We start from the raw sequence: 21,410 nt of genomic DNA on the forward strand, positions 1-21,410 counted from the left end.
CGATGAACGATCTGGTCTATGCCGGCAACAAAACCTTGTACCTGATTTTGCTGATGGTGGCCTGGCCGATCATCGTCGCCACGGTGGTCGGCCTGGTGGTCGGGTTGATCCAGACCGTGACGCAGTTGCAGGAGCAGACGCTGCCGTTTGGCTTCAAGCTGTTGGCGGTGGCGGCGTGCCTGTTCCTGCTCTCGGGCTGGTACGGCGAAACCTTGCTGGATTTCAGTCGTGAAGTCATTCGCCTGGCGTTGAGTTAGGCCGATGTCGTTGACGTTGTTCTTCGAGCTGTACGCCTGGTTCGCTGCGGCGGTGTTGGGCGTGGCGCGTCTGGCGCCGATTTTCTTCATGTTGCCGTTTCTCAATAGCAGCGTGCTGACCGGTGTCACGCGCCAGGCGGTGATCGTGCTGGTGGCGCTGGGCTTCTGGCGCTACGTCGGCGTGCCTACGCCAGCCCTCGACAGCGTGGCGTTCCTCGGTCTGGTGCTGCGAGAGGTGGGTATTGGTGTGCTGCTGGGCGTGCTGCTGGGCTGGCCGTTCTGGGTGCTGCATGCCATGGGCAACCTGATCGACAACCAGCGCGGGGCCATGCTCAGCAGCACGGTGGACCCGGCCAACGGTGTCGACACCTCGGAGTTGGCGAATTTTCTCCAGTTGTTTGCCGCGGCGGTTTATCTCGAAGGTGGCGGCCTGTTGTTGATGCTCGAAACCGTCGGCCACAGTTATCGCCTTTGCGCGCCAGCGAGCAGTTGTGAGCTGCACCTGCCTGCACTCTATTCATTGCTCGATGCACTGGTGAGCAAGACCCTGGTCATCAGTGCGCCGGTGGTGGCGACCTTGCTGGTCAGCGAGGCGCTGCTTGGGTTGCTCTCGCGGTATGCGCCGCAGATGAATGCTTTCTCGGTGTCGCTGACGGTCAAGAGCCTGGTGGCGCTGGTGGTCTTGATGCTGTATTTCGGCGTGCATCTGCCGGACGAAGTGCTGCGCATGGGCGTGCTGTCCGACGGCTTGGCGCGGTATCTGGATGGCGGGGAGGGCGGAGATGTCATCCAGCGCCTCGAAGACTGAAAAGCCCACCGCCAAGCGCCTCAGGGATGCCGCGCGCAAAGGGCAGACGTTCAAGGCCAAGGACCTGGTCGTCACCTGCCTGACCCTGTGCGGTATCACCTACATGGTCTTCAACAGCTCGTTGATCGAGATCATGGAGGTCTACCGGCGCATCATCGCCAGCGACTTTGACACTGAGCTTCAAGCCTACTCGACGATGCTGGTGTTGGTCGGCCTCAAGGCGCTGCTGCCGTTGTTGCTGGTGTGCGTGCTGACCAGTGCCTTGCCGGCGTTGCTGCAAAGCGGGTTTGCCTTGGCCAGTGAAGCGTTGAAGTTGAACCTAGGGGCGTTGAACCCGATCAACGGGTTCAAAAAACTGTTCAGCCTGCGCACGGTCAAGGACACCTTCAAGGCGTTGTTGTACCTGGGCAGTTTCGCCATGGCGCTGTGGATCGTCTGGATCACCCAGCGCCAATTGCTGTTCGCCCAATTGTTCGCCCAGGCGCCGGGGCTGTTCGCGATCTGGGGGCATTTGTTGCTGGTGCTGGTGCTGGCGTTCCTGGCTTGCGTCCTGCTGATCGTTGTGCTCGATGCCCTCAGCGAATACTGGTTGTTCATGAAAGACCAGATGATGGACAAGGATTCGGTCAAGCGCGAACACAAGGAGCAGGACGGTAACCCACAGATCAAGGGGCGCCGCCGCGACTTGCACATGGAGCTGTTGTCGGAGCAGGTCAAATCCGATGTGCGCAGCTCGCGCATGATCATCGCCAACCCCACCCACATTGCCATCGGCGTGTATTTCCGCCCGGAGATCACGTTGCTGCCGTTTATCTCCCTGATGGAAACCAACCAGCGCGCCCTGGCGGTTCGGGCGTACGCCAAGGAAGTGGGGGTGCCGGTGATCAACGACATCGCCTTGGCCCGCCGCATCTTCAAGACCCACCAGCGCTACAGCTTTCTCCAGGTGCAGGAAATCGAGGAGGTACTGCGGTTGCTGATCTGGCTTGAGCAGGTTGAACAGGCGTGAAGTCAAGCAAAGCCAGGCACAGCCCTTTGTGATGGGAACCTGTGGGAGCAAGGCTTGCCCGCGATGCAGCCGCCTCGTACTTGCGCAGACCGCATCGACTTTATCGCGGGCAAGCCTTGCTCCCACAGATAAATCCCCTCGCTACAAGAGCGGTCTCGTCGGCCTGGGTTTTTAGTGGCATGAGCGCAATTTGGCAGCGGCCTCGCCGGCATTTTGGCCCAATGCACCGGTCAGCGACGCTGACGTTTTTTCAGGAGTGTGGCTGATGAGTCGCGATAACAAACAAGACGAGCAGGTGGCCCTGGACGTCGTCGATGCAGTGCTTGGTGGTGCCGCGTTGAAAGACGTGCAAGGCCTCAGTGACGAGCACATGGGCAGTCTCTATGCCTTCGCCTTCCAGTTCTACGAGCAAGGGCGGCTGGACGATGCCGAGAAGTTCTTTCACTTTCTGTGCATCTACGACTTCTACAACAGCCATTACTGGATGGGACTGGCTGCGGTGCACCAGCTCAAGCAAAACCACCAGAAAGCAATCGACCTGTATGCCATCGCTTTCGCCCAAGGCAAGAACGACTACCGACCGATGTTGTACACCGGCCAATGTCACTTGGCCCTGGGCAAGGTCGGCAAGGCCCGGTTGTGTTTCGAGTACGTGCTCGAGCAAGCCACGGAAGACGATCTGCGCGAGCAAGCCAAGGTGTATCTCGACACCTTGGCCCACATGGAACAGCACTGTTCGGAGGAGTGAACATGAGTGAAATAAGGACTGCTTTCAACCCGGCGCTTCACGGCGCGATGAGCCGCAGCGAGGCCTTTGAAAAATACGGCGCGGCGGCCAGCAAGGCCGCCAGGACCGCGGATTTTCAGGAGGCCGGCCAGAAAGCGCTGGCGGACCTGATGTCGGTGAAATACGAAGGTCACGACGGCCCGTCCACCGCCAGTACCGGCCGGCCCGCATTGCACCCGCCAGCACCGCGGGCCGATGGCAATAAACAGGAAACCAGCGGCGATCTGTTCACGTTATTGATGGCGATGATCAGCGAGCTGATCGGCGAGGTCGACGTCAAGAAACTGAAAAATCGCCTGGCGATGCTGCAGAGCATGGCTGGCGCCAAGCAACAGGCCCATGAAAACCTCTCGGCTGAATACACCGCTGCCGTCGAGGCCATGACGGCGGCCGAGGGCAATGTCGGCAGCAGCCAGGAACACCTCGAACAACTGCGCGATCGGGTCTTGCACTTCCAGGGACTGCTGGATGAAAGCGAGGCGCGGCTGGCGCAACTGGACCCTCAATCGCCTGAATATGCACAGGAGCTGGCCCGTCGCGACCAGCTAAAAGGCGAAGTGGCGAACCATACCCAAGCCTTCAATGTGGCGACCGATGCGCATCTGAAGCTGATCGAGGTCGCCACCGCCTGCGCCAAGGCTGTGGGCACGGTATTCGCGAAAGTGGTCTCATCCAGCGTGAACAGCTCGACCCCCAAGCCAACCGATGAGAAGGCCCTCAGCAGCAGTGCGCTGGCGTTGTTGAACCGCTTGAAAATCATCGAACTGCTTGGCGAGTCGGCGCAGAACAAGGAAGAGCTCAACCAGGAGCTGTTCCAGGAGTTGCAGGCCAGGCTCCAGGCACACATGGAGCGTGAGTCGGAAAAATACCTGGAGGAAGTGCGCAAGGCCGAGGCCCTGCAAAAAACCATGGGCTGCATCGGCAAGATCGTCGGGGCGATCCTGACGGTCGCGACCATCGCCGCCGGGGTCCTGACCGCCAATCCGGTGCTCATCGCCGTGGGCGTGGTCGGCGCGGCGGTGATGATTGCCGACTCGGTGATCCAGGACAAGACCGGCGTGTCGTTCATGGCCGAAGCCATGAAGCCGCTGACCATCGTCATGCAAGAAGCCATCAAGCTGTTCACCGAGCTCTACACCAAGTTGCTCATCGGCCTGGGCGTGGATGAGGACAAGGCCAAGGAAATCGCGCAGATCGCGGGGATGATCCAAGGCATCGCTTCGACGCTGGCCGCTGTTGCGCTGGTAGCCGTGGTCGGGGTGCAGGTCATCGGGCCGATGGTCAGTGCCGTCGCCTCGAAACTGGCGTCGGTAGTCGCCCAGGCCGCGCCCGCCGCGATGCAAGCGATGAAGCAGGTGGCGACCTCGGTCGGCAACACCTTGACCCAGATGCTCACCCAGTTGCGCGGGTTCATCACCAATGGTGCTGATCCGGTATTGCTGGCGCGTTACGCCGCCAACCTGGAGATCGCCCAGGCCGTCACCGAGTTTGGCAACGTGGCGGTGCAGGGCGGGCTGCAAATCAAAAGCGGCCAGCACCAAGCCCAGGCGGCCGTGCACCTGGCCGATGTGCGGGTACGCATGGCCATCAGCGAGGAAATCAGCGCCTACCTGACCCAGGTGGTCGAGAACTATGGGCAGGCGATGCAGGAGCGAACCCGGCAAATCGAGCATGTGTTTGCCGATATGCAACGCAGCCATTCCGTCAGCCTGCAAATGGTTCGGCATGTTTGAAATCACGGACAACAGGTATCCACGATGACCACTATTCACGTTCCAACCACAATCGCATCCCCTGTCATTGACCATGACCGGATCAATGACGCCGGGCTGGGCGAGTTGATTGCCCAAGAGCAATTTTCAAAGCGCAAGTCTCTTGAGGGGGCGTCGATCCTCGACCAGATCGCTGCAAAGCAGATACTCCAGAACGGCCCCTTCGCGGCCCCTTCTGCTGCGGAGCTGGAAAGCCGGATCAATGCCTATCAGCCCACCGAAGCGGATCGGGAGGACTTCTCTGAAGCCAAGTCCATGGTCGGCGATGATGTGCGCAACGATCTGGTTTTCGACCCGGGCGCCTGGGAGAAACACGCCAACGTGCTGGTGGCCGCGATCATCGCCTTGAACATCGCACGAGTCGCCAATGCGCAACTGCGCGGCCACTTCAGCGTCATGGCCGCCGACGCGGCGAAGTCCCAAGGCGCGGCCATTGTCGAGTCCGGCAAGGCGGCGCTGAACAGCGCCATTACCGCCGCGGTGGTGTCCGGCGCCATCGCCGGGTTCGCCATGGTCAAGACCTTCCAGGGCCAGGCGTTGAAGCATGCGGACATTGACCTGCATAAACGCAACGCCATGGACGCGGGTAGCCTCGAACGCGACCTCAAGCTGGAGCGCAATCGCAATGAGTGGAGCCCGGACACCACTTACAAGATCAAGACCCTCGATGATTTTGCCCGCCCGACCACCGTCGACTTCAAACCCAAGGGCTCGACACTGACGAACCAGGAACAGGCCTGGTTCGATGGGGAAATCCTCAAGGCCCAGAAGGTCGGTCAAACGTCCGACTGGCTGAGCCAGATGGGCAGCAAGGGTATCGAAAAGAAACTGGAAATCGGCCGCGCGCTCAATGCCATGTCGATGAGCATGAGCCAGGTGGTGGCGAACATCGTGCGCATGACCGAGCACGCCGCCCGTGAAAAAGAAGTGCTGATGCAAAGCGCGCAGAACAGCCAGAAGAGCCTGAGTGATGAGGTCGGCCAGAAAGACGCGGCCGAGGCGGCGTTGTTGCAGAAGCTGATGGAAATGGTGATGCAGCTGTTTCAATCGCGCAGTGATGTTATCCGTGCCATGACGGCGTAAAGGAGAGAGGTCTATGGAAATTACCCAATCGATTCGTTCGCCTATCGTATTGCTGCCGAACGTAGAGGCCATCACGGATACCGCGTCGCCTGTGGACGTACCCGCTGAGATTCAAACGGTCAGTTCCCTGACGAATCTACTCGATCGGTCCATGAACGCAATGAATCGCAGCCTGGGCCATTTGCTCAGGTCCCCGTCGATCATTGCCAAGCCTCTGGAAGGCACGGCCGCCGAGACCACAGCACAACACCTCGTTGCGGAGTTTGTCGAGCAGATCCACTCCAAACATGACCGAGCGCAAATGTGGGCCATGCAGGTGCGCCAGTGCGGTGCGGTGATAACCCACAGCCAGAAAACAGGGCTCTTGGATGAAAGCCAGCGCCAGCAGCTCAATGACGAACAAAGCAAAATCCTTCGCGCCCTCCAGGAACATCTGGAAGAGAAGAAGCCCCGTGAGATCGCGGAGGCTTTGGATGCGACGATCAACTCATCGAATGACTTCTTTGAAAAACTGCTCGAACTGATCGACCTGATCAAGAACGGTTACCTCGCCGGCTACGAGCACATCATTGCGGCTTATTCGGACTTCTTTTCCGACTTCAACAGCGAAATCACCGCGATGATGAAGGACTGGATCGAAGGGGCGAACGACGGCAAGGAGGTCACGTTGAATGTGGGCGCGTTGCGCAATGCATTGGATAGACTGATCGCAAAATATTCCCTACCCAACTCCGCTGCCATCCTCTTTCCAAAACCACCTGAAACAGGTGCCACTAAGGAAGAGGCGGAAAACTGGCTCAAGGCACTGGGCCTACCTGCGAGTTGCCTCAAGCAGAACCCCGCCCCGAACGGTCCTTGGTGTGTCGTCATCGACACCGGGCCACTGACAACGATGAAAAGTAGTCTGCCGTCGGGCGGCGGCACGGTGACCTGGGATACCGCCAAATTCAACGCCTGGCAAACCGGCTTCAACGCCCAGGAAGAGCTTCTGAAAAATAGATTGCAGTCCCTCACACAAAAGTATTCGAATGCCAATGCTTATCACGACAATTTTAATAAGACGTTGTCGGCGCATTTGAATCAGTTTGCGGATATGTTGAGGGCGATGTTGAATTTTTGAGCGGTAGGTCTATTGGCGTGACTGAATGTTTTTTGTTTGGGTTATAACATTGATCGCTTTGCTTGAAGTGTTTGCCTGGTTGTTGCAGTGGGTTAAGTGAGGGGCACGGTGGTTACTGAATGTGAAATCGAACGGACGGTAATAAGAATTTTATCTGATTTTCTAGAGTGTGACTCTGTGAGTGTCGAGGAGGGCTCTCGATTGGTAGAGGATTTATACATTGATTCGATGGGGTTGGTTGAAATTGTTTTATTGTTGAATAACGACTTTTGTATGGAGTTAGCGGAGTCTGATATTCAGGCGTGGGTGACGGTGAAGGATGTCTTTTGCTCGGTTAAAAGGACTGGTAAAAGGTGACTAAGTGGTTTGGTTGGTTGTTTTGTATGGGGGTGCGAACAAATTAACTGAGTTTCACTTTTCGGGTGATGATGCCAGACGATAGGCGGGTGGCGGAATCGTTGACGTTTTTTTTATATGAGAAAAGATATTATGCTTCTTAGAAGTCATTCTCTTCCAAACTTGAACGCGTTCAATCATGTGATGTTATCACAAGCCGACAAAAGCATGTCTGCGGGGAACGAGGAGACGTTGGATTCTACTGTCTTCATGCATGACCAATCCCCATCAATACTCAATCGAGTAAACGCAGTTGCCGAGGCGTTGAAGGAGAACTCGTCTCCAGTACTGAATGGTAAATCGCTGGAAGTTATAAGTTTAGCACTTGTCAATAGTGAAGGCTGGCCAAGCGACGTCGCTTTGGCCTGGAAGCACGACGCTTGCGAAGGGCCACATACAGCGTTTGTCCATGGTGTGGAGAAAGGTTGGATAGAGTTTGATGTTTTTTCCAGTGATGGGTCAATGCGGACTATTGAAATAAGTCACGATGGGAAAGGCGAATATTTGGCTAAGAGCGATGGGGGGGAGCTGAAGTCTTCGGGGGAAGAATCTTTTTTTAAACTGATGCTTGCCATTAAAATGGGCGTTTCTGTAGAAAATATAAGCGAAAAACAAGCTGCTGAATTTCGAAGTGAGCTTGCTGAGGCTATCACTGAGCGGCGATTGGTTTTAGGTGCGATGTTGGAGGGCGGGCTGCGAAGTGCGTCGAAAGTTGAAGGTGTTGTTAATGAATCGGTTAATGTGGCAAAAAATGCTCCAATCAACATCGTGCGTAATCCCGATTGGGTGGATCCGAAAACAAGGATGGCGTGTAAGTATTCCCCAGTGACAGTCGGTGAAAAGCCAGATTTGAACACCATGAAGAGTATGCAGGCGATACTGGATAATCGAATCAATACGTGCCGGGAGCTGTCCATGGAGCGGGCGGTGCCGAGTAACGGCAGCTGGTTTTCTTTTCTTAGAGGGCCTCAGTTACATGAGCCTCATCTACACACGGGAACGGTTCCGACAATTGTAATAAGTGGCGGTAGTGCAAATAAGCTGGTGGCGGAGCTTGGTGAGGATTACAGTTTGGCATGGCATCCAAAAAACATGAAGAGTAATTTTAATCGTCCTGAGCCGGTTTATTTGCTGGTGCATAAAATGGATTATCCCTCCTATGCTTCTGCGATGAAGGAAACGCTTCAACAGTATCCTAATTTGCACCTTGTAGGGTGGGACGGTGGACAGCTAACAGGGTTTGGTGCTGCGCGAGCGTCTGCCTTGGCCTTTGCCGACACATTACCGTATCGGCCGGGACGAGTTGTTATGGTCGATCAGGATGTTGTTAAAACTGAGCAGACCCGACACACAAGCCCATTGGTGGAGAAAAGAGTTGAGCAGTTGCACCAGCTAACCCAAAAACCGATTGTGGGCTATGGTGTCGGTTACCCTACTCGCCAGCCGACCCCGTTGCCTTTTTCGGAGGTGAGTGCTCCGGAACGGTCCGATCTAAATTCGCCCGCTCAGCAATTCGTATCTATCCAAGCACCTTTCCGTGCGAAATGGGACGATGGAATTTATCCACCTTACATGGTGGCGGGGGGGGAGGACATGTTGATGGGGCTAGAGTTGGGCTTGATTAAGGATAAAGAAAACACAGTTCTGTTGAGCGAAAGGATAGTCAAGAAAGAGCTGAAAGGTCCCTCAGATGTGCCCAATACTTACTGGAGTGAAGGCCGTGTTCAAACACTGAAAAGGCTTTTTGAGGCGGAGCGTAATACCCCGGTTGAATTTGAGGGCGAGCGAATGAGCCTGAATGAGTTGATGTTGAAATTTAAAGACAATGGCTGGATTGATTCGCACCCAAGTGATGAGTCTTACAATGTGGCCGCATGCGTTATTGAGAGAGTTATTTTGCGGTTCAATAAAGAGTTGGCTAGGTCGGAACTAAACTATCAGGTGCTTAGAAGAGCGGTGTCGGTATAGTTTGATGAATTGACGATATTTTTCATGGGTGTGCTGGACGGTGTTGTTGTGCTGTTTGCTGCTCACAACGTATGACGTAATTTCCTACGATAATAAGTTTAATATCCTACGGAATCCCCCCACGCATCTTCCTATAGTCACGCAGCTCGCCATCCCGAGCCTGTGCCTGCCACAGGCTCAATCGCGCTTCAGTAACTTTCTATAGAGAAGTCTCAACGTATGGACAGTGCAACTGATCAAACCCCAGCCAAGTCATTCGTGTTTGACCACTGGCTACTGCAAAGCGATGGAACGCTGATGCGAGATGGACAAGGAGTTCATGTTCCACCCAAAGAACTGCACGTACTGCGCCTGCTGCTGAAGTCGGCGGGTACGGTCGTGAGTAAGGATTATCTGCTTGATCATGTCTGGCCGCGGATGGACGCGGCGGAGGAGTCGTTAACCCGTTGTATCTATGCCTTGCGCAAGTTGTTCAAGGAGCACAAGGGCTACATTGCGACGGTTTACGGCCAGGGTTATCGGTTCACCGGTTCCGTGGTGGAGCTCGATGTGCCGAGCCAGGCGAGGGCGGTGGCGCCGTCGTTGGCGGTGTTGCCTTTGCGCAATCTGGACGAGATCGCGGCGCTGGATCTGCAGGATCTGATGATCCGCCAACTGACCACGGCGTTCGGTGAGGCGTTGCATGTCATTCCCTCGGGGCTGATCGCGGCCTGCGGGGCGTCGGGCGATGTGCGGTCGTTGGCTGGGCGGTTGTCGGCGGATTACTGCCTGAACGGTCGTTTTATCGGTGCGGGCGGGTTGCAACACTGGTCGATCGAGTTGATTCGTGGACGCGACCAGGCGTTGCTGCATGGCCAGACGCTGGACGCCTGGGATCCGGGGGAGGCGTTGGGCGCATTGACCTGCCTGGTTGCCCTGCGCGTACCCGGGTTGCGTCCGGTTGGCGATCGCTGCGGGTCCTATCCGGTGGCGGTGGCCTATCTCAATGGGTTGTGCAGCGTGCAGCAGCACACGGTGCAAAGCCTGCGCGATGCCCAGGTGCTGTTCAGGCAGTGTTTGAAACTCGACGCCGGGTACGCGCCGCCCTGGTGTGGCTTGGCGGATGTGTGGCTGGGGCGGGTGATGATGGGCCTGGGTGACCCGGTACGTGCAATCGAGGAGGCACATGCGGCGGTGTCCAGTGCCTTGGCGCTGGACCCTGGCAGCCTCCCGGCATTGACGCGCCTGGCGTTGCTCACCAGTTTGCGCGGTTGCGAGCAGGCGGCCCAGGTGTTGTTCCGCCAGTGCCTGTTGTCGGCCGATCAGGCGGACGTGTTGTACTTTCATGCCTGGCATCACTGGTTCTGGCGGCGCAACGAGCAGGCAACGCAGATGATCGACCAGTGCTTGGAGCATGATCCGGGTTGTGTCCGGGCGCAGATCTTGCGCGTGCGCATTCACGAACAGCTGACATGGATCGGCGAGAGGCGCTTGGCATGAAGCGGCGCCGCAAAACCTGGCTGTGCCTGCCGGTGTACCTTGGCCTGGGTTTTGGCATGGCCCAGGCGCATGCCTGGTGCTGGAACAAGGCGGGACAGATGCATGCCATCGAACCCGAATTGCTGCAAGCGATTGCCGATGTGGAATCGGGCCTGCGCTCCGATGCCATCAACCACAACCGCAACGGCACTCGCGATATCGGCTTGATGCAGATCAACAGCATTCATCTATCACGCCTCAGTGCCGAGGGCATTACCGAGCAGCGCCTGCTGGATGAGCCTTGCCTGTCGGTGGAGGTCGGGGCGTCGGTGCTGGCCGGTTTTATCGCCCGCTATGGCTATAACTGGACGGCGGTCGGTGCCTACAACGCTGGCAACTCGCCCCATCGCCAAGCCGCGCGGCTGCGTTATGCGCGCAAGGTCTGGCAGCGCTATCAGGTGATCACTCGGGGGCGAGAGTAACGGCGTCATGAGGGATTCTGATCTTTTGCCACGGGTAATCGGCAGAATCGGATCAGGAATCCCGCGGCCGGTTTTTCTAACCTACCCGCTCATTTGACCTTCCTGGAGTTTGGACGGTGACAGTCCCGACGACCCCCACGCTACAGCCCTGCGTTCTGCGGATCCTCAACGGTCCGTTGCAGGGCTGCGAATTCCCGCTTGGCCAGGGCACCACCCTGTTCGTCGTCGGGGCCGCGGCGGTGTTGGGGGACGGCGCACGTGTTGCCAGCGTGCCGGTGGATGCGATTTTCGTTCCCCTGGAGGAGGGTGGCTGCAATTTCGAGGTCCTGGCCGACCAGGCCACGCCGGACGGTGTGCCGGTGCGCTTGCTCGGTGATTCGATCGAAGTACGTCACTGCGTCTTCCAGGCCCGTATGCAACTCGGCGGGTTGCAAGTGGCTCTGCGCCCAGCAGATCAATCCTGGGCGCCCGAGTGTCTTGGTCCGGCAGATAGTCCGTGCAATACCGCCGCGTTCAGCGGATGGCGTGTCCATTGGACCCGCTGGATTGCCGGTGCTCTGGCGTTGGCTGCGTTGGTCACCGTGGTCAGCCTCTGGTCGATGCCGGGGCCGTCGCCTGAAACCGATATTCGTGCGTTGATCGCCGGCGCCAGTGCGCCCGTCCAGGTGCTGCGCGGTCGTGACAATGCGGTTTATGTCTTCGTGTCTTCCGAGCGCGATGCCGGTTGGAGCCGACAGGTGCTGACACGCCATGCCAGTCTGCACGGCAAGGTCCTGTTGCCGGATCAGGAGCGGCGTCGCCTGGAGCAAGTGTTGGTCGATCACGATCCGCAGCTGGCCTGGCATTTTCTCGACCTCAAGGACCCCTCGGTGCCGCGGCTGCTGCTCAGCGCGCAACGCAATCTGCTCACGCCGGACAAGCAGGCCAGGCTACTCGATACGTTACTCGCGGCGGCACCGTATGCCCGGGACATCGTGGTGCAGATGCAGGACGACGCACTGCTCGCCGATCTGGCGCAGGGTGGCTTGCAGCGTCTCGCACTGACCTTCAGCCGGGTCGAACACACGGATGCTGTCTCGTACGCCATCGGCGGCAATCTGCAGGACGTCGAACTGGCCGCTGCGCGCCAGTACGTCGAAGATTTTTATCGGCAGTGGGGTGATCGCTACGTGCACTTCACGGTCGAGCTCAAGAACGATGCGCTCAAGGGCAAGTCGTTCCAAACCGGCCCGCAGGGCTACGTCAAGACGAGTCCTTCGTCTTGGTATTTTTCCAAACAGATACCGTAGGTGAGCAATGGCTGATATCGGTTTACCCATCAAATTTCCCGACGACTTCCTCGGCGACCAAGCCTCCGCGTTCGAGGAAGGGGCAAAGCTACTCAAAGAAGCTTTGGACGAAGCGCTTATAAAGCTGCAAGGCGATGCCTCTGATCCCGGACTGTTGGCGGCCTACCAGACCGCGTTTTCCTCCTACACGGTGTTCCGCAACGCCCAGACCAACACGATCAAGGGCTTCAAGGACATCGACATGGCGATCATCCAGGCGGCTCGCTGACGCTTTTCCTTTCAACTGGTCATCGCTCGTGACGATGGCCTTTTTCATGAGTGCATCGTATGTCCATCCAGAGTCTTGCCCCGTCGCTTATCGCCCGCTCCGCCTTTGTTGAGTTGCGCGGTCCGCAGGAAGGCCCGATCGTTTCCCTGGAATCGCGCTTGATCGAAGCGTTTGCCGGTTCCGCCGTCGACAGCGCGCAAGACGCTTCGTCGATCAATCAGTTGTTGCAGCGCCCGGATATCACCGACCCTGAAGTATTGGCCCAGTTGCAGGAGCTGACAGGGCAGTACAACGTGGATATCAACTTGCTCAACGTGCTGGTGCGCAAAGCCGTGGGCACGGCAGAAACGCTGTTGCGTGCCTCATGAAGACCGGCGTGCTGGCGTTGCTGTTGTGCCTGGCGCTAGTGGGGTGCCGCCAGCCGAACCTGCTGGAAGGGCTGGATCAGCAGCAGGCCAATGAAGTGCTGTCGGTGCTGCAACGCAACAACATCGCGGCGGTGAAAGTCGACACCGGCAAAACCGGGTATGCGGTGAAAATCGACGCCCTCGATTTTTCTGCTGCCGTCGATCTGCTCAATCTCTATTCGTTGCCATCCCGGCCACGCCTGCAAGTGGCCGAGATGTTTCCGTCCGATTCCCTGGTGGCCTCGCCCCGTGCTGAAAAGGCCCGCTTGTATTCAGCGCTGGAGCAGCGCATCGAACAGTCGCTGAGTGTGCTCGAAGGCGTGGTGTCGGCACGGGTCCACGTCAGCTACGACCTGGATGCCGGCGAGGGCGGGCGCAAGTCGCCGCCTGTCCAGCTCGCGGCGGTGGTGTTGCATGAGCCCGATGCCGAACCGCAATTGCTGATCACCGATATCAAGCGTTTCCTCAAGAACAGTTTCGCGACCGTGGAGTACGAGAACGTCTCGGTAGTGCTGTCCAAGCGTTCCCCGGTCCAGCATGTCGCGCCGTCAGTGGCTGCCGCGCGAGAGCAATCGCCGTGGCCATGGTGGTTGGCGGCGATCAGTGCGGTGCTGCTGTTGGCCGCAGGCGGCGCTTGGTTCTACCGCCAGTCAGGGGCAAGGCCGCGTCATGTCGGACCTTGAGTGCCTGGAGCACATCCTCGCCGAGCCCTTGGCTTATCTGCACCCGCAGCGTCTGGTGATACCGGCCGGATTCGAAGGGGACGAGGCCCGCACGTTGCTTAACCGCATCGTGCTCGAGGGACTGGGACTGCAAATGCCGTGGCCTTCGATGCCGCTGACAGGCGTGGTGAAGCAATGGGTGCGCCATTGGCGACAATTACCTTACGTCGCCCTGTTGATGGGCGCCTATCGCTTGATGCCCGACCTGGCGCGCGGCGCTGCGCTGCTGCGCCTGCCCGGGCCGGTTCGTCGATTCGCCAGCTTCAACCTGGGCCCGCGAGGCTGCCTGCCGACCGAATGCGCGCCGGTTTCGATGGCGCAGGTCGAAGCGGCCGGCCTCAATGCGTTGTGGAGCTGGAGCGAGCACATCCCTGGTCTTTTGCTCGAACGCCTGGACTTGCAGTTCTGCGAGTCGGTCGTCCGCTTGCATCGGCAATGGCCCGTTACGAAACCCGATCCAATCCTGTTTTTTTTGGCGGTGCAGCATGCTCGACTCCATCCGAACCCTGACTGACCTGCCTGCTGGCGAAGAGGTGCGCCTGGCCCGCGAAGACATCGCTGCCGCGCGTCGTCGTCACGCTTTGCAGCTCGAAGTGCAGCGCCGGGCACGCGATTGTACGGAGCAGGCCCACCGTGAGGCCGAGGCGGTGCATGCGCACGCGTTCCAGCAGGGTTACGCCGAAGGCATCCTGCGCGCGAGCGAGCATCTGGCCGATGCGTTGCTGAAGACGCAAACCTTGGGTTTGCAGTTGCGCAACGCTCTCGCCCAAGCCGCTGGTGAACTGCTCGGGCAAGCCTTGAGGCGCCCCGAGTGGCTGGATGAAATACTGGAGCGCTGGCTGGCCGGGCAACCGGGTGACCCGGGCGCCGTGTTGCACCTGTTGCTGCCGCTGCATTGTCGTGCGCGCGGCCTTGAGCTGCGCGAAAGCCTGGGCAAGCGCTGGGCCGGCGAACTGATCCTGGAATATCACCCGCAGGACCGCTACGTCTTGCGGGTGGGGGATCAGTTGCTGGAGTTCGATGTCGAGGCGAGCCGGGAACGGCTGGAACCCCGGTTGCTGGCGAGCCTCGCCCATCTCCCGGAGACGGTGCGTTTGTTGGATCAGGCCTCAAGACAGGCGCTTGCCGACGTGTACGCCGGCTTCGCCGATTCCGCGCCGACCGACGGAGCCGAGGTTTGCCATGAAGATTGAATCCATGACGGTTTCCAGCCTGCTCGATCACGACGCGAATGAGTCGGTCCAGACACTGGAATCACGGCTGCTGGCTGCCCGCGAGCAAACACCTGAAAGCAAACGCCCCAATCCCGAGTTCGAGCACTTGTATCAATTGCTACTGGCGATGGAGGGGCAGGGGGAAAAGGCGATTCATGAATTCCTCCGCACACTGCGGGGACCGGATGGTGAAACGGCTGCGTACCCCACCGCCCAGGCGTTGATGGCGATCACGCTGCAGGTTTTGGTGCGATTGAAGGACGAGGGGTTGGAAAAGTCGCAGCTTTATAAAGAGGTCAGCGGTGCCAATGGGTTGGCATTTGCGATGGATGTTTTCGTCAAGGGTTTTATGCGGGAGGTGTTCCAGCCGATGGAGGATGAGGCTTGGGAGAAGAGTGAGTGGTGAGAGACGCTTAAGAATAACGCTTATAAAAATAACAAGGAGAAACACATATGCGAGTTGATACTTCATTTACCCCTTCAATAGCTTCCACGGCGTCCGGCAGCGTTTCATCCTTAGAATCTACGATCAGTCCACTTGATGCTTCGAAGTTGGTGATTGGGGATTTTAGCGTGAAGTCGCTAGGAACAGATCGAGAAATTACAGCCGGTTTCGAGCTTTTGGACCGCGCGACAAATCAATACGTTGAGGAATTAAAGACTGGCTTGGGGGAGTCGGACATGGATGCGGTGGTGCAAATTGAGCGATACGTCTACAACGGTGACATACCCAAAGGAGATGAAAAAAACGGGATTTTTGCCACCTTAAATGTAGGAGCCACAGGCACCGAAACCCAAGAGGGTCGACTGAAGGCTGTGCTTGAGGCAGGGTTGGGATTACTCGAAGCCGCCAAGGGGCCAGGGCTCAATGCGCTGAATATCGCCATGCACACAGGGACAATCATTGTGCTGGCTACCCTTTTGCGCGAGTACATTGCCTCTCTGGTTGTGGATGCTATTGGCGAAGGTGATACACCTGAGGCCTCTCAGGCGTGGGCGGCTGTTGCGCTGGCGATGACGGGCCCTGCGCTAATGTTGGCGGGAAAAATCGGCGAGTGGTACGCAACTGGGGAGCGACCGACCGCGCTTTCGATAGTGTCGTGTCTCTGCATGGCAAGCGCGGTGATGGGAAGTACGATCGCGGCAAGTGTGACGGGCACGGCCTCGAAGCTACTCCCCTCAGTCGGCGGCCTTGCCTATAACGGGGCCAGGGCTGCGGCTGAACTCGTCAGTCATTTGAAAGTTGACAACGCAGGACTTCCGAATTTGAAGTCAAACGTGGCTACAGCTGCGTTTCATGGAGTAGTCTTCGGTGCGTTGAGGGAAGTGGTTAGCCTTATGCCGTGGAGCGGTCCTGCCAGGGCGGCCGCGCAGTTGAGTTACGATTTCGGTGCGGATGCTATTCAGGCTGGGCTGAACGGTTTCGCAATGATAGGCGATAAGGCCTTCTCGATTTTCTCCAGATGTTTGCTATCCCCCTCGCGAGGACTGGACTCGGTATTTTCTGATCCGGAGTCTTTGCAACAAATGAAATTGAAGGTGCGCGCTGGCCTCCGGCAGCCCACTGGAACCCATTTGGCGGATGGGGCGATCCTTTTGGGGCTACGTCTCTCGTTTGGTTTCGCTGTCAACCAGTTCGGAGACGCAGTAAGGTTATGGCTAAATGGAACCGAGATCAGCGACGATAACCAAGGCCATATTGTCAACTGTTGTCTTGCTGCGACGATGATGCTTCTTTACGTCTTTCTCAGCTATGGCACCTCAAAAGACACTAGCAACACTTATGCCCTGGATACGCCCCTTCCTTGACCGAAACCGAGGAGCCGACAACCATCGGCTGCTCGCTCCCATCCCTCCACCCCGCTATAATCCGCGCCTCATTTCTTCGAACGAGTCAAACCCACCCATGTACACCCTGGCCCGTCAGCTGCTGTTCAAACTTTCCCCGGAAACCTCCCACGACTTGTCCCTGGACCTGATCGGCGCGGGCGGACGTTTGGGCCTCAATGGGTTGCTGTGCAAGGCCCCGGCGAAATTGCCGGTGACGGTCATGGGCCTGGAGTTCCCCAACCCGGTCGGGTTGGCGGCGGGCCTGGACAAGAATGGCGCGGCCATCGACGGGTTCGCCCAGTTGGGTTTCGGTTTCGTGGAGATCGGCACCGTCACCCCCCAACCGCAGCCGGGCAACCCCAAGCCACGGCTTTTCCGCCTGCCGCAAGCCGAGGCGATCATCAACCGCATGGGCTTCAACAACCTGGGCGTCGATCATCTGCTGGCTCGCGTGGCCGCGGCCAAATACAAGGGCGTGCTGGGCATCAACATCGGCAAGAACTTCGACACGCCGGTGGAGCGCGCCGTCGACGACTACCTGATCTGTCTGGACAAGGTCTACGCCCACGCCAGCTACGTGACCGTCAATGTCAGCTCCCCCAACACCCCGGGGCTGCGCAGCCTGCAGTTCGGTGATTCGCTCAAGCAACTGCTGGCCGACCTGGCCCGTCGTCGCGCAGAACTGGCGTTAATTCACGGCCGGCACGTGCCGCTGGCGATCAAGATCGCCCCGGACATGACCGACGAAGAGACCACCCAGGTGGCCCAGGCCTTGATCGAGACGGGCATGGACGCGGTAATCGCCACCAACACGACCCTGGGTCGCGAAGGTGTCGAAGGGCTGGAACACGGTGAGGAGGCGGGCGGCTTGTCTGGCGCGCCCGTGCGTGACAAGAGCACCCACACTGTGAAGGTGCTGGCCGCTGAATTGGCGGGGCGTTTGCCGATCATTGCGGCGGGCGGGATTACCGAAGGCCGCCACGCCGCCGAGAAGATCACCGCAGGGGCGAGCCTGGTGCAGATTTATTCGGGTTTTATCTACAAGGGGCCGGCGTTGATTCGTGAATCGGTGGATGCCATTGCGGCGTTGGGTTGATTCAGGAACGGTCGGCATCTATTGATGCGAACAAGTTGTGGGAGCAAAGCCGGCTTGCTCGCGATGCAGGCGCCTCGGTTCCAGGTAGACCGCGTCGTCTTCATCGCGGGCAAGCCTTGCTCCCACAGGGTGTCGCCACAACAGTGTTTGCAGCCCAAGTTCATGAAACCCAGGCATTAAAAAGGGCTCCTCGAAGGAGCCCCCTGGGCCGTAGCCCGCCGTCCGGATGGGACGTGCGTGGTTAAATCGATAGGGGTGTCAAATTGTCGAGTTCTTGAGTATTAAGCCCTGTGTCAGCCGACGGCGTGAAGTTCGTTGAGTCTGTGGATACCCGCAGTGCCGGTCATACCGTCCCAGTTGTCGCCGCGTCCTTCTCGCCAGCCATTGATCCAGGCTTGACGTACCGACGGTAGAGTAAAGGGGCAAAGCTCACGGGATTTACCACCAACGCCATATTGGTAACCGCGTAAAAATGCTCTTTCCAACGGATCACGCTTAAGTCTTCTCATAGGGTGTTGCCCTCACTTGTTGACTGTTACTTAGCGTCGACCTCTATCGAGGCCGGGGCAGAATCATTCTGCCGTTGGTGGCTCGTTGCCGGCGTGACGAGCCAAGGCGTTGACGCCGTTGCGACGTCAACCTGTGTTGAGTTCTAACCAAAGCGTCACAGGGATGGAATGATCGTTTTGTCATAAGCACGTAACAATAAAGATGTTAGGGCGATAAGTAACTTGATGTTCGTTGACCGCTTTTGAGCTAGACCCCTGTATGATCGGCCCTGCGCCGAAAGGGGGAGGTCTGGCTTGGATGAGAATCTCCTCCTGTTGCACTCGGGTACTATTCGACGAAAGGGTCGAGTTTTCATAATTTGTTGCACAGAATTTTTTATCTGCCTTCGCATCTAAGCTCTTTTAACCTGAGCGGCGAGGGTGGCACGGCACACTTTCGTGCCACGCGGGTGCTCTTGAGAAAAGCACCTGATTGAACCCGGCCCGGCAATGCGTTGCCCGGTCCACTTAGCCAAAGGCGCTGGAAATCCCATGTCCGATCGTTTCGAACTCTTCCTCACTTGTCCCAAGGGCCTCGAAGGCCTGCTCATCGAGGAAGCCGTCGGGCTTGGCCTTGAAGAGGCGCGCGAGCACACCTCGGCCGTGCGCGGCATGGCCGACATGGAAACGGCGTATCGCCTGTGCCTGTGGTCGCGCCTGGCCAACCGCGTGTTGCTGGTGCTCAAGCGCTTCCCGATGAAGGACGCCGAAGACCTCTACCACGGTGTGCTGGATGTTGACTGGCAAGACCACATGCTGGCCGATGGCACCCTGGCGGTAGAGTTCAGTGGCCACGGCTCGGGCATCGACAACACCCATTTCGGTGCCTTGAAAGTCAAGGACGCCATCGTCGACAAGCTGCGCACGCCGTCGGGTGAGCGACCGTCCATCGACAAGCTCAACCCGGACCTGCGCATCCACCTGCGCCTGGACCGCGGCGAAGCGATCCTCTCCCTCGACCTCTCCGGCCACAGCCTGCACCAGCGCGGTTATCGCCTGCAGCAAGGTGCCGCGCCGCTGAAGGAAAACCTCGCGGCCGCGATCCTGATCCGCGCCGGTTGGCCGCGCATTGCTGCTGAAGGCGGGGCACTGGCCGACCCGATGTGCGGTGTGGGTACGTTCCTGGTGGAAGCCGGGATGATCGCCGCCGACATGGCGCCGAACCTGCGCCGCCAGCAGTGGGGCTTCACCGCCTGGCTCGGCCATGTGCCGGCGCTGTGGAAGAAACTCCACGAAGAGGCCAGTGAACGCGCCGCCGCCGGCCTGGCCAAGCCACCGTTGTGGATTCGCGGCTACGAAGCTGACCCACGGCTGATCCAACCGGGTCGTAACAACGTCGAACGTGCCGGCCTGAGCGAGTGGATCAAGATCTATCAGGGCGAAGTCGCCACCTTCGAACCGCGGCCGGACCAGAACCAGAAGGGCTTGGTGATCTGCAACCCGCCATACGGTGAGCGCCTGGGCGATGAGGCCAGCCTGCTTTACCTCTACCAGAACCTTGGCGAACGCCTGCGCCAGGCGTGCCTGAACTGGGAGGCAGCGGTGTTCACCGGTGCGCCGGACCTGGGCAAGCGCATGGGCATTCGCAGCCACAAGCAGTATTCGTTCTGGAACGGCGCCTTGCCGTGCAAGTTGCTGCTGATCAAGGTGTTGCCGGACCAGTTCGTCACCGGTGAGCGTCGCACCCCGGAACAGCGTCAGGCCGAGCGTGAACAGGCCGCCTACGATCAGGCCCCGCAAGTACCGCCAGAGCGCCAGTACAACAAGAATGGCAACCCGATCAAGCCAACACCGGCGCCGGCCCCTGTGGTCGAGCAGGCACGGTTGAGCGAAGGCGGGCAGATGTTCGCCAATCGCCTGCAAAAAAACCTCAAGCTGCTGAGCAAATGGGCCAAGCGTGAAGGCGTGGACTGCTACCGGGTCTACGATGCCGACATGCCGGAATATTCGATGGCCATCGACCTCTACCACGATTGGGTTCATGTCCAGGAATACGTCGCGCCGAAGTCCATCGACCCGGAGAAAGCCTCGGCCCGGCTGTTCGACGCCCTGGCGGCGATTCCCCAGGCACTGAATATCGACAAGAGCCGCGTGGTGATCAAGCGTCGCGAGCGCCAGAGCGGCACCAAGCAGTACGAGCGTCAAAGTGCCCAGGGCAAGTTCACCGAGGTCAACGAAGGGGGTGTGAAGCTGCTGGTCAACCTCACCGACTACCTGGACACCGGGCTGTTTCTCGACCATCGGCCGATGCGCCTGCGGATCCAGAAAGAGGCGGCCGGCAAGCGTTTCCTCAACCTGTTCTGCTATACCGCGACCGCCAGTGTTCACGCGGCCAAGGGCGGGGCGCGCAGTACTACCAGCGTCGACCTGTCCAAGACTTACCTGGACTGGGCGCGGCGCAACCTGTCGCTCAATGGTTTTTCCGACAAGAACCGCCTGGAGCAGGGCGACGTGATGGCCTGGCTGGAAGCCAGTCGTGACGAGTACGACCTGATTTTCATCGACCCGCCAACCTTCTCCAACTCCAAGCGCATGGAAGGCGTGTTCGACGTGCAGCGCGACCACGTGCAGCTGCTGGACCTGGCCATGGCGCGCCTGGCCCCGGGTGGCGTGTTGTATTTCTCCAACAACTTCCGCAAGTTCCAGCTCGAGGACAACCTCGGCGAGCGCTATGCGGTGGAAGAAATCACCGCCAAGACGATTGATCCGGATTTCGCCCGCAATGGCAAGATCCACCGCGCCTGGAAGATCATGGCGCGTTGATTCGGGGCTGATTGGATCCACGAAGCCTTGTAATTCAAGGCTTCTGGCCTCGTTTTGGGGGTGGCCAAAGTGATGGCTAATAGCTATAACTTAGGCTGTATCCAGGGCTGTATCTATGCCTGGTTTCTTTCTG

22 protein-coding genes are annotated in these 21,410 nt (G+C 58.5%); 21 read left to right on the forward strand and 1 reads right to left on the reverse strand.

Annotated features, from left to right (window positions below):
• Positions 1 to 2 precede the first annotated feature (2 nt).
• The 20 genes from AACY31_RS10880 to AACY31_RS10970 all read left to right on the forward strand — a co-directional run bounded on the left by AACY31_RS10880 (position 3) and on the right by AACY31_RS10970 (position 17,966).
• Positions 3 to 257: an EscS/YscS/HrcS family type III secretion system export apparatus protein gene (locus AACY31_RS10880; protein ID WP_014337351.1), complete on the forward strand. Its 255-nt coding sequence runs from the start codon at positions 3 to 5 to the stop codon at positions 255 to 257.
• A 4-nt stretch (positions 258 to 261) separates the two neighbouring features.
• Positions 262 to 1,065, forward strand: coding sequence for a type III secretion system export apparatus subunit SctT (sctT, locus tag AACY31_RS10885; RefSeq protein ID WP_339504428.1), 804 nt, complete (start codon positions 262 to 264; stop codon positions 1,063 to 1,065).
• Positions 1,040 to 2,074 carry an EscU/YscU/HrcU family type III secretion system export apparatus switch protein gene (locus AACY31_RS10890; RefSeq protein WP_339504430.1) on the forward strand — a complete coding sequence of 345 codons (1,035 nt, stop codon included), beginning with the start codon at positions 1,040 to 1,042 and terminating at the stop codon, positions 2,072 to 2,074. The genes sctT and AACY31_RS10890 overlap by 26 nt, the downstream gene beginning before the upstream one ends.
• 265 nt (positions 2,075 to 2,339) lie before the next feature.
• Positions 2,340 to 2,822: a type III secretion system translocator chaperone SicA gene (gene sicA / locus AACY31_RS10895; protein ID WP_339504432.1), complete on the forward strand. Its 483-nt coding sequence runs from the start codon at positions 2,340 to 2,342 to the stop codon at positions 2,820 to 2,822.
• Positions 2,823 to 2,824: 2 nt separating this feature from the next.
• On the forward strand, positions 2,825 to 4,594 hold the full coding sequence (gene sctE, locus AACY31_RS10900) for a type III secretion system translocon subunit SctE (RefSeq protein WP_339504434.1): 1,770 nt from the start codon (positions 2,825 to 2,827) through the stop codon (positions 4,592 to 4,594).
• A 24-nt stretch (positions 4,595 to 4,618) separates the two neighbouring features.
• On the forward strand, positions 4,619 to 5,716 hold the full coding sequence (locus AACY31_RS10905) for a cell invasion protein (protein WP_339504436.1): 1,098 nt from the start codon (positions 4,619 to 4,621) through the stop codon (positions 5,714 to 5,716).
• A gap of 13 nt (positions 5,717 to 5,729) precedes the next feature.
• Positions 5,730 to 6,836 (forward strand): IpaD/SipD/SspD family type III secretion system needle tip protein, encoded by a 1,107-nt coding sequence (locus tag AACY31_RS10910; RefSeq protein ID WP_339504438.1) that lies wholly within the window; start codon positions 5,730 to 5,732, stop codon positions 6,834 to 6,836.
• Between the two features lie 108 nt (positions 6,837 to 6,944).
• A complete protein-coding gene (locus AACY31_RS28895) occupies positions 6,945 to 7,193 on the forward strand; it encodes a phosphopantetheine-binding protein (RefSeq protein ID WP_445261533.1) in 249 nt (82 codons plus the stop codon).
• Between the two features lie 117 nt (positions 7,194 to 7,310).
• Positions 7,311 to 9,200, forward strand: a complete 1,890-nt coding sequence (locus AACY31_RS10915; protein WP_339504440.1) for a hypothetical protein — start codon at positions 7,311 to 7,313, stop codon at positions 9,198 to 9,200.
• Between the two features lie 297 nt (positions 9,201 to 9,497).
• Positions 9,498 to 10,679, forward strand: coding sequence for a winged helix-turn-helix domain-containing protein (locus AACY31_RS10920; protein WP_339504442.1), 1,182 nt, complete (start codon positions 9,498 to 9,500; stop codon positions 10,677 to 10,679).
• On the forward strand, positions 10,676 to 11,140 hold the full coding sequence (locus tag AACY31_RS10925) for a transglycosylase SLT domain-containing protein (RefSeq protein WP_339491305.1): 465 nt from the start codon (positions 10,676 to 10,678) through the stop codon (positions 11,138 to 11,140). Before AACY31_RS10920 ends, AACY31_RS10925 begins: the two co-directional genes overlap by 4 nt.
• Before the next feature lie 116 nt (positions 11,141 to 11,256).
• Positions 11,257 to 12,429: a PrgH/EprH family type III secretion apparatus protein gene (locus AACY31_RS10930; protein ID WP_339504444.1), complete on the forward strand. Its 1,173-nt coding sequence runs from the start codon at positions 11,257 to 11,259 to the stop codon at positions 12,427 to 12,429.
• Positions 12,430 to 12,436: 7 nt separating this feature from the next.
• Complete coding sequence (gene sctF / locus AACY31_RS10935) at positions 12,437 to 12,697, forward strand: type III secretion system needle filament subunit SctF (protein WP_339476707.1); 261 nt, start codon at positions 12,437 to 12,439, stop codon at positions 12,695 to 12,697.
• 59 nt (positions 12,698 to 12,756) lie between these two features.
• Positions 12,757 to 13,065, forward strand: a complete 309-nt coding sequence (sctI, locus tag AACY31_RS10940; protein ID WP_339476710.1) for a type III secretion system inner rod subunit SctI — start codon at positions 12,757 to 12,759, stop codon at positions 13,063 to 13,065.
• Positions 13,062 to 13,787, forward strand: coding sequence for an EscJ/YscJ/HrcJ family type III secretion inner membrane ring protein (locus AACY31_RS10945; RefSeq protein WP_339504446.1), 726 nt, complete (start codon positions 13,062 to 13,064; stop codon positions 13,785 to 13,787). The genes sctI and AACY31_RS10945 overlap by 4 nt, the downstream gene beginning before the upstream one ends.
• Positions 13,774 to 14,340 carry a secretion system protein gene (locus AACY31_RS10950; protein WP_339504448.1) on the forward strand — a complete coding sequence of 189 codons (567 nt, stop codon included), beginning with the start codon at positions 13,774 to 13,776 and terminating at the stop codon, positions 14,338 to 14,340. Before AACY31_RS10945 ends, AACY31_RS10950 begins: the two co-directional genes overlap by 14 nt.
• Positions 14,312 to 15,019, forward strand: a complete 708-nt coding sequence (locus AACY31_RS10955) for an oxygen-regulated invasion protein OrgB (protein WP_339504450.1) — start codon at positions 14,312 to 14,314, stop codon at positions 15,017 to 15,019. Before AACY31_RS10950 ends, AACY31_RS10955 begins: the two co-directional genes overlap by 29 nt.
• Positions 15,009 to 15,446, forward strand: a complete 438-nt coding sequence (locus AACY31_RS10960) for a hypothetical protein (RefSeq protein ID WP_445261534.1) — start codon at positions 15,009 to 15,011, stop codon at positions 15,444 to 15,446. The genes AACY31_RS10955 and AACY31_RS10960 overlap by 11 nt, the downstream gene beginning before the upstream one ends.
• A gap of 47 nt (positions 15,447 to 15,493) precedes the next feature.
• Positions 15,494 to 16,849: a hypothetical protein gene (locus AACY31_RS10965; RefSeq protein ID WP_339504452.1), complete on the forward strand. Its 1,356-nt coding sequence runs from the start codon at positions 15,494 to 15,496 to the stop codon at positions 16,847 to 16,849.
• A gap of 97 nt (positions 16,850 to 16,946) precedes the next feature.
• A complete protein-coding gene (locus tag AACY31_RS10970) occupies positions 16,947 to 17,966 on the forward strand; it encodes a quinone-dependent dihydroorotate dehydrogenase (RefSeq protein WP_339504454.1) in 1,020 nt (339 codons plus the stop codon).
• Between the two features lie 293 nt (positions 17,967 to 18,259).
• Here the strand turns inward: AACY31_RS10970 and rmf are convergent, their stop codons facing one another.
• Entirely contained in the window at positions 18,260 to 18,475 is a 216-nt protein-coding gene (gene rmf / locus AACY31_RS10975) for a ribosome modulation factor (protein ID WP_003223300.1), read from the reverse strand.
• A 531-nt stretch (positions 18,476 to 19,006) separates the two neighbouring features.
• Here rmf and rlmKL point away from each other — a divergent pair.
• Positions 19,007 to 21,277, forward strand: a complete 2,271-nt coding sequence (rlmKL, locus tag AACY31_RS10980) for a bifunctional 23S rRNA (guanine(2069)-N(7))-methyltransferase RlmK/23S rRNA (guanine(2445)-N(2))-methyltransferase RlmL (protein ID WP_339476727.1) — start codon at positions 19,007 to 19,009, stop codon at positions 21,275 to 21,277.
• The last annotated feature ends 133 nt before the right edge of the window (positions 21,278 to 21,410 follow it).

Source organism: Pseudomonas sp. RL_105y_Pfl2_101, assembly GCF_963970585.1.
Lineage (GTDB): Bacteria > Pseudomonadota > Gammaproteobacteria > Pseudomonadales > Pseudomonadaceae > Aquipseudomonas.

Bases quoted from the DNA above. Each gene is read 5' to 3' on its own strand.
- AACY31_RS10880 (WP_014337351.1), top strand. From the start codon at position 3: ATGAACGATCTGGTCTATGCCGGCAACAAAACCTTGTACCTGATTTTG.
- sctT (WP_339504428.1), top strand. From the start codon at position 262: ATGTCGTTGACGTTGTTCTTCGAGCTGTACGCCTGGTTCGCTGCGGCG.
- AACY31_RS10890 (WP_339504430.1), top strand. From the start codon at position 1,040: ATGTCATCCAGCGCCTCGAAGACTGAAAAGCCCACCGCCAAGCGCCTC.
- sicA (WP_339504432.1), top strand. From the start codon at position 2,340: ATGAGTCGCGATAACAAACAAGACGAGCAGGTGGCCCTGGACGTCGTC.
- sctE (WP_339504434.1), top strand. From the start codon at position 2,825: ATGAGTGAAATAAGGACTGCTTTCAACCCGGCGCTTCACGGCGCGATG.
- AACY31_RS10905 (WP_339504436.1), top strand. From the start codon at position 4,619: ATGACCACTATTCACGTTCCAACCACAATCGCATCCCCTGTCATTGAC.
- AACY31_RS10910 (WP_339504438.1), top strand. From the start codon at position 5,730: ATGGAAATTACCCAATCGATTCGTTCGCCTATCGTATTGCTGCCGAAC.
- AACY31_RS10915 (WP_339504440.1), top strand. From the start codon at position 7,311: ATGAGAAAAGATATTATGCTTCTTAGAAGTCATTCTCTTCCAAACTTG.
- AACY31_RS10920 (WP_339504442.1), top strand. From the start codon at position 9,498: ATGCGAGATGGACAAGGAGTTCATGTTCCACCCAAAGAACTGCACGTA.
- AACY31_RS10925 (WP_339491305.1), top strand. From the start codon at position 10,676: ATGAAGCGGCGCCGCAAAACCTGGCTGTGCCTGCCGGTGTACCTTGGC.
- sctF (WP_339476707.1), top strand. From the start codon at position 12,437: ATGGCTGATATCGGTTTACCCATCAAATTTCCCGACGACTTCCTCGGC.
- sctI (WP_339476710.1), top strand. From the start codon at position 12,757: ATGTCCATCCAGAGTCTTGCCCCGTCGCTTATCGCCCGCTCCGCCTTT.
- AACY31_RS10945 (WP_339504446.1), top strand. From the start codon at position 13,062: ATGAAGACCGGCGTGCTGGCGTTGCTGTTGTGCCTGGCGCTAGTGGGG.
- AACY31_RS10950 (WP_339504448.1), top strand. From the start codon at position 13,774: ATGTCGGACCTTGAGTGCCTGGAGCACATCCTCGCCGAGCCCTTGGCT.
- AACY31_RS10955 (WP_339504450.1), top strand. From the start codon at position 14,312: ATGCTCGACTCCATCCGAACCCTGACTGACCTGCCTGCTGGCGAAGAG.
- AACY31_RS10960 (WP_445261534.1), top strand. From the start codon at position 15,009: ATGAAGATTGAATCCATGACGGTTTCCAGCCTGCTCGATCACGACGCG.
- AACY31_RS10965 (WP_339504452.1), top strand. From the start codon at position 15,494: ATGCGAGTTGATACTTCATTTACCCCTTCAATAGCTTCCACGGCGTCC.
- AACY31_RS10970 (WP_339504454.1), top strand. From the start codon at position 16,947: ATGTACACCCTGGCCCGTCAGCTGCTGTTCAAACTTTCCCCGGAAACC.
- rmf (WP_003223300.1), bottom strand. From the start codon at position 18,475: ATGAGAAGACTTAAGCGTGATCCGTTGGAAAGAGCATTTTTACGCGGT.
- rlmKL (WP_339476727.1), top strand. From the start codon at position 19,007: ATGTCCGATCGTTTCGAACTCTTCCTCACTTGTCCCAAGGGCCTCGAA.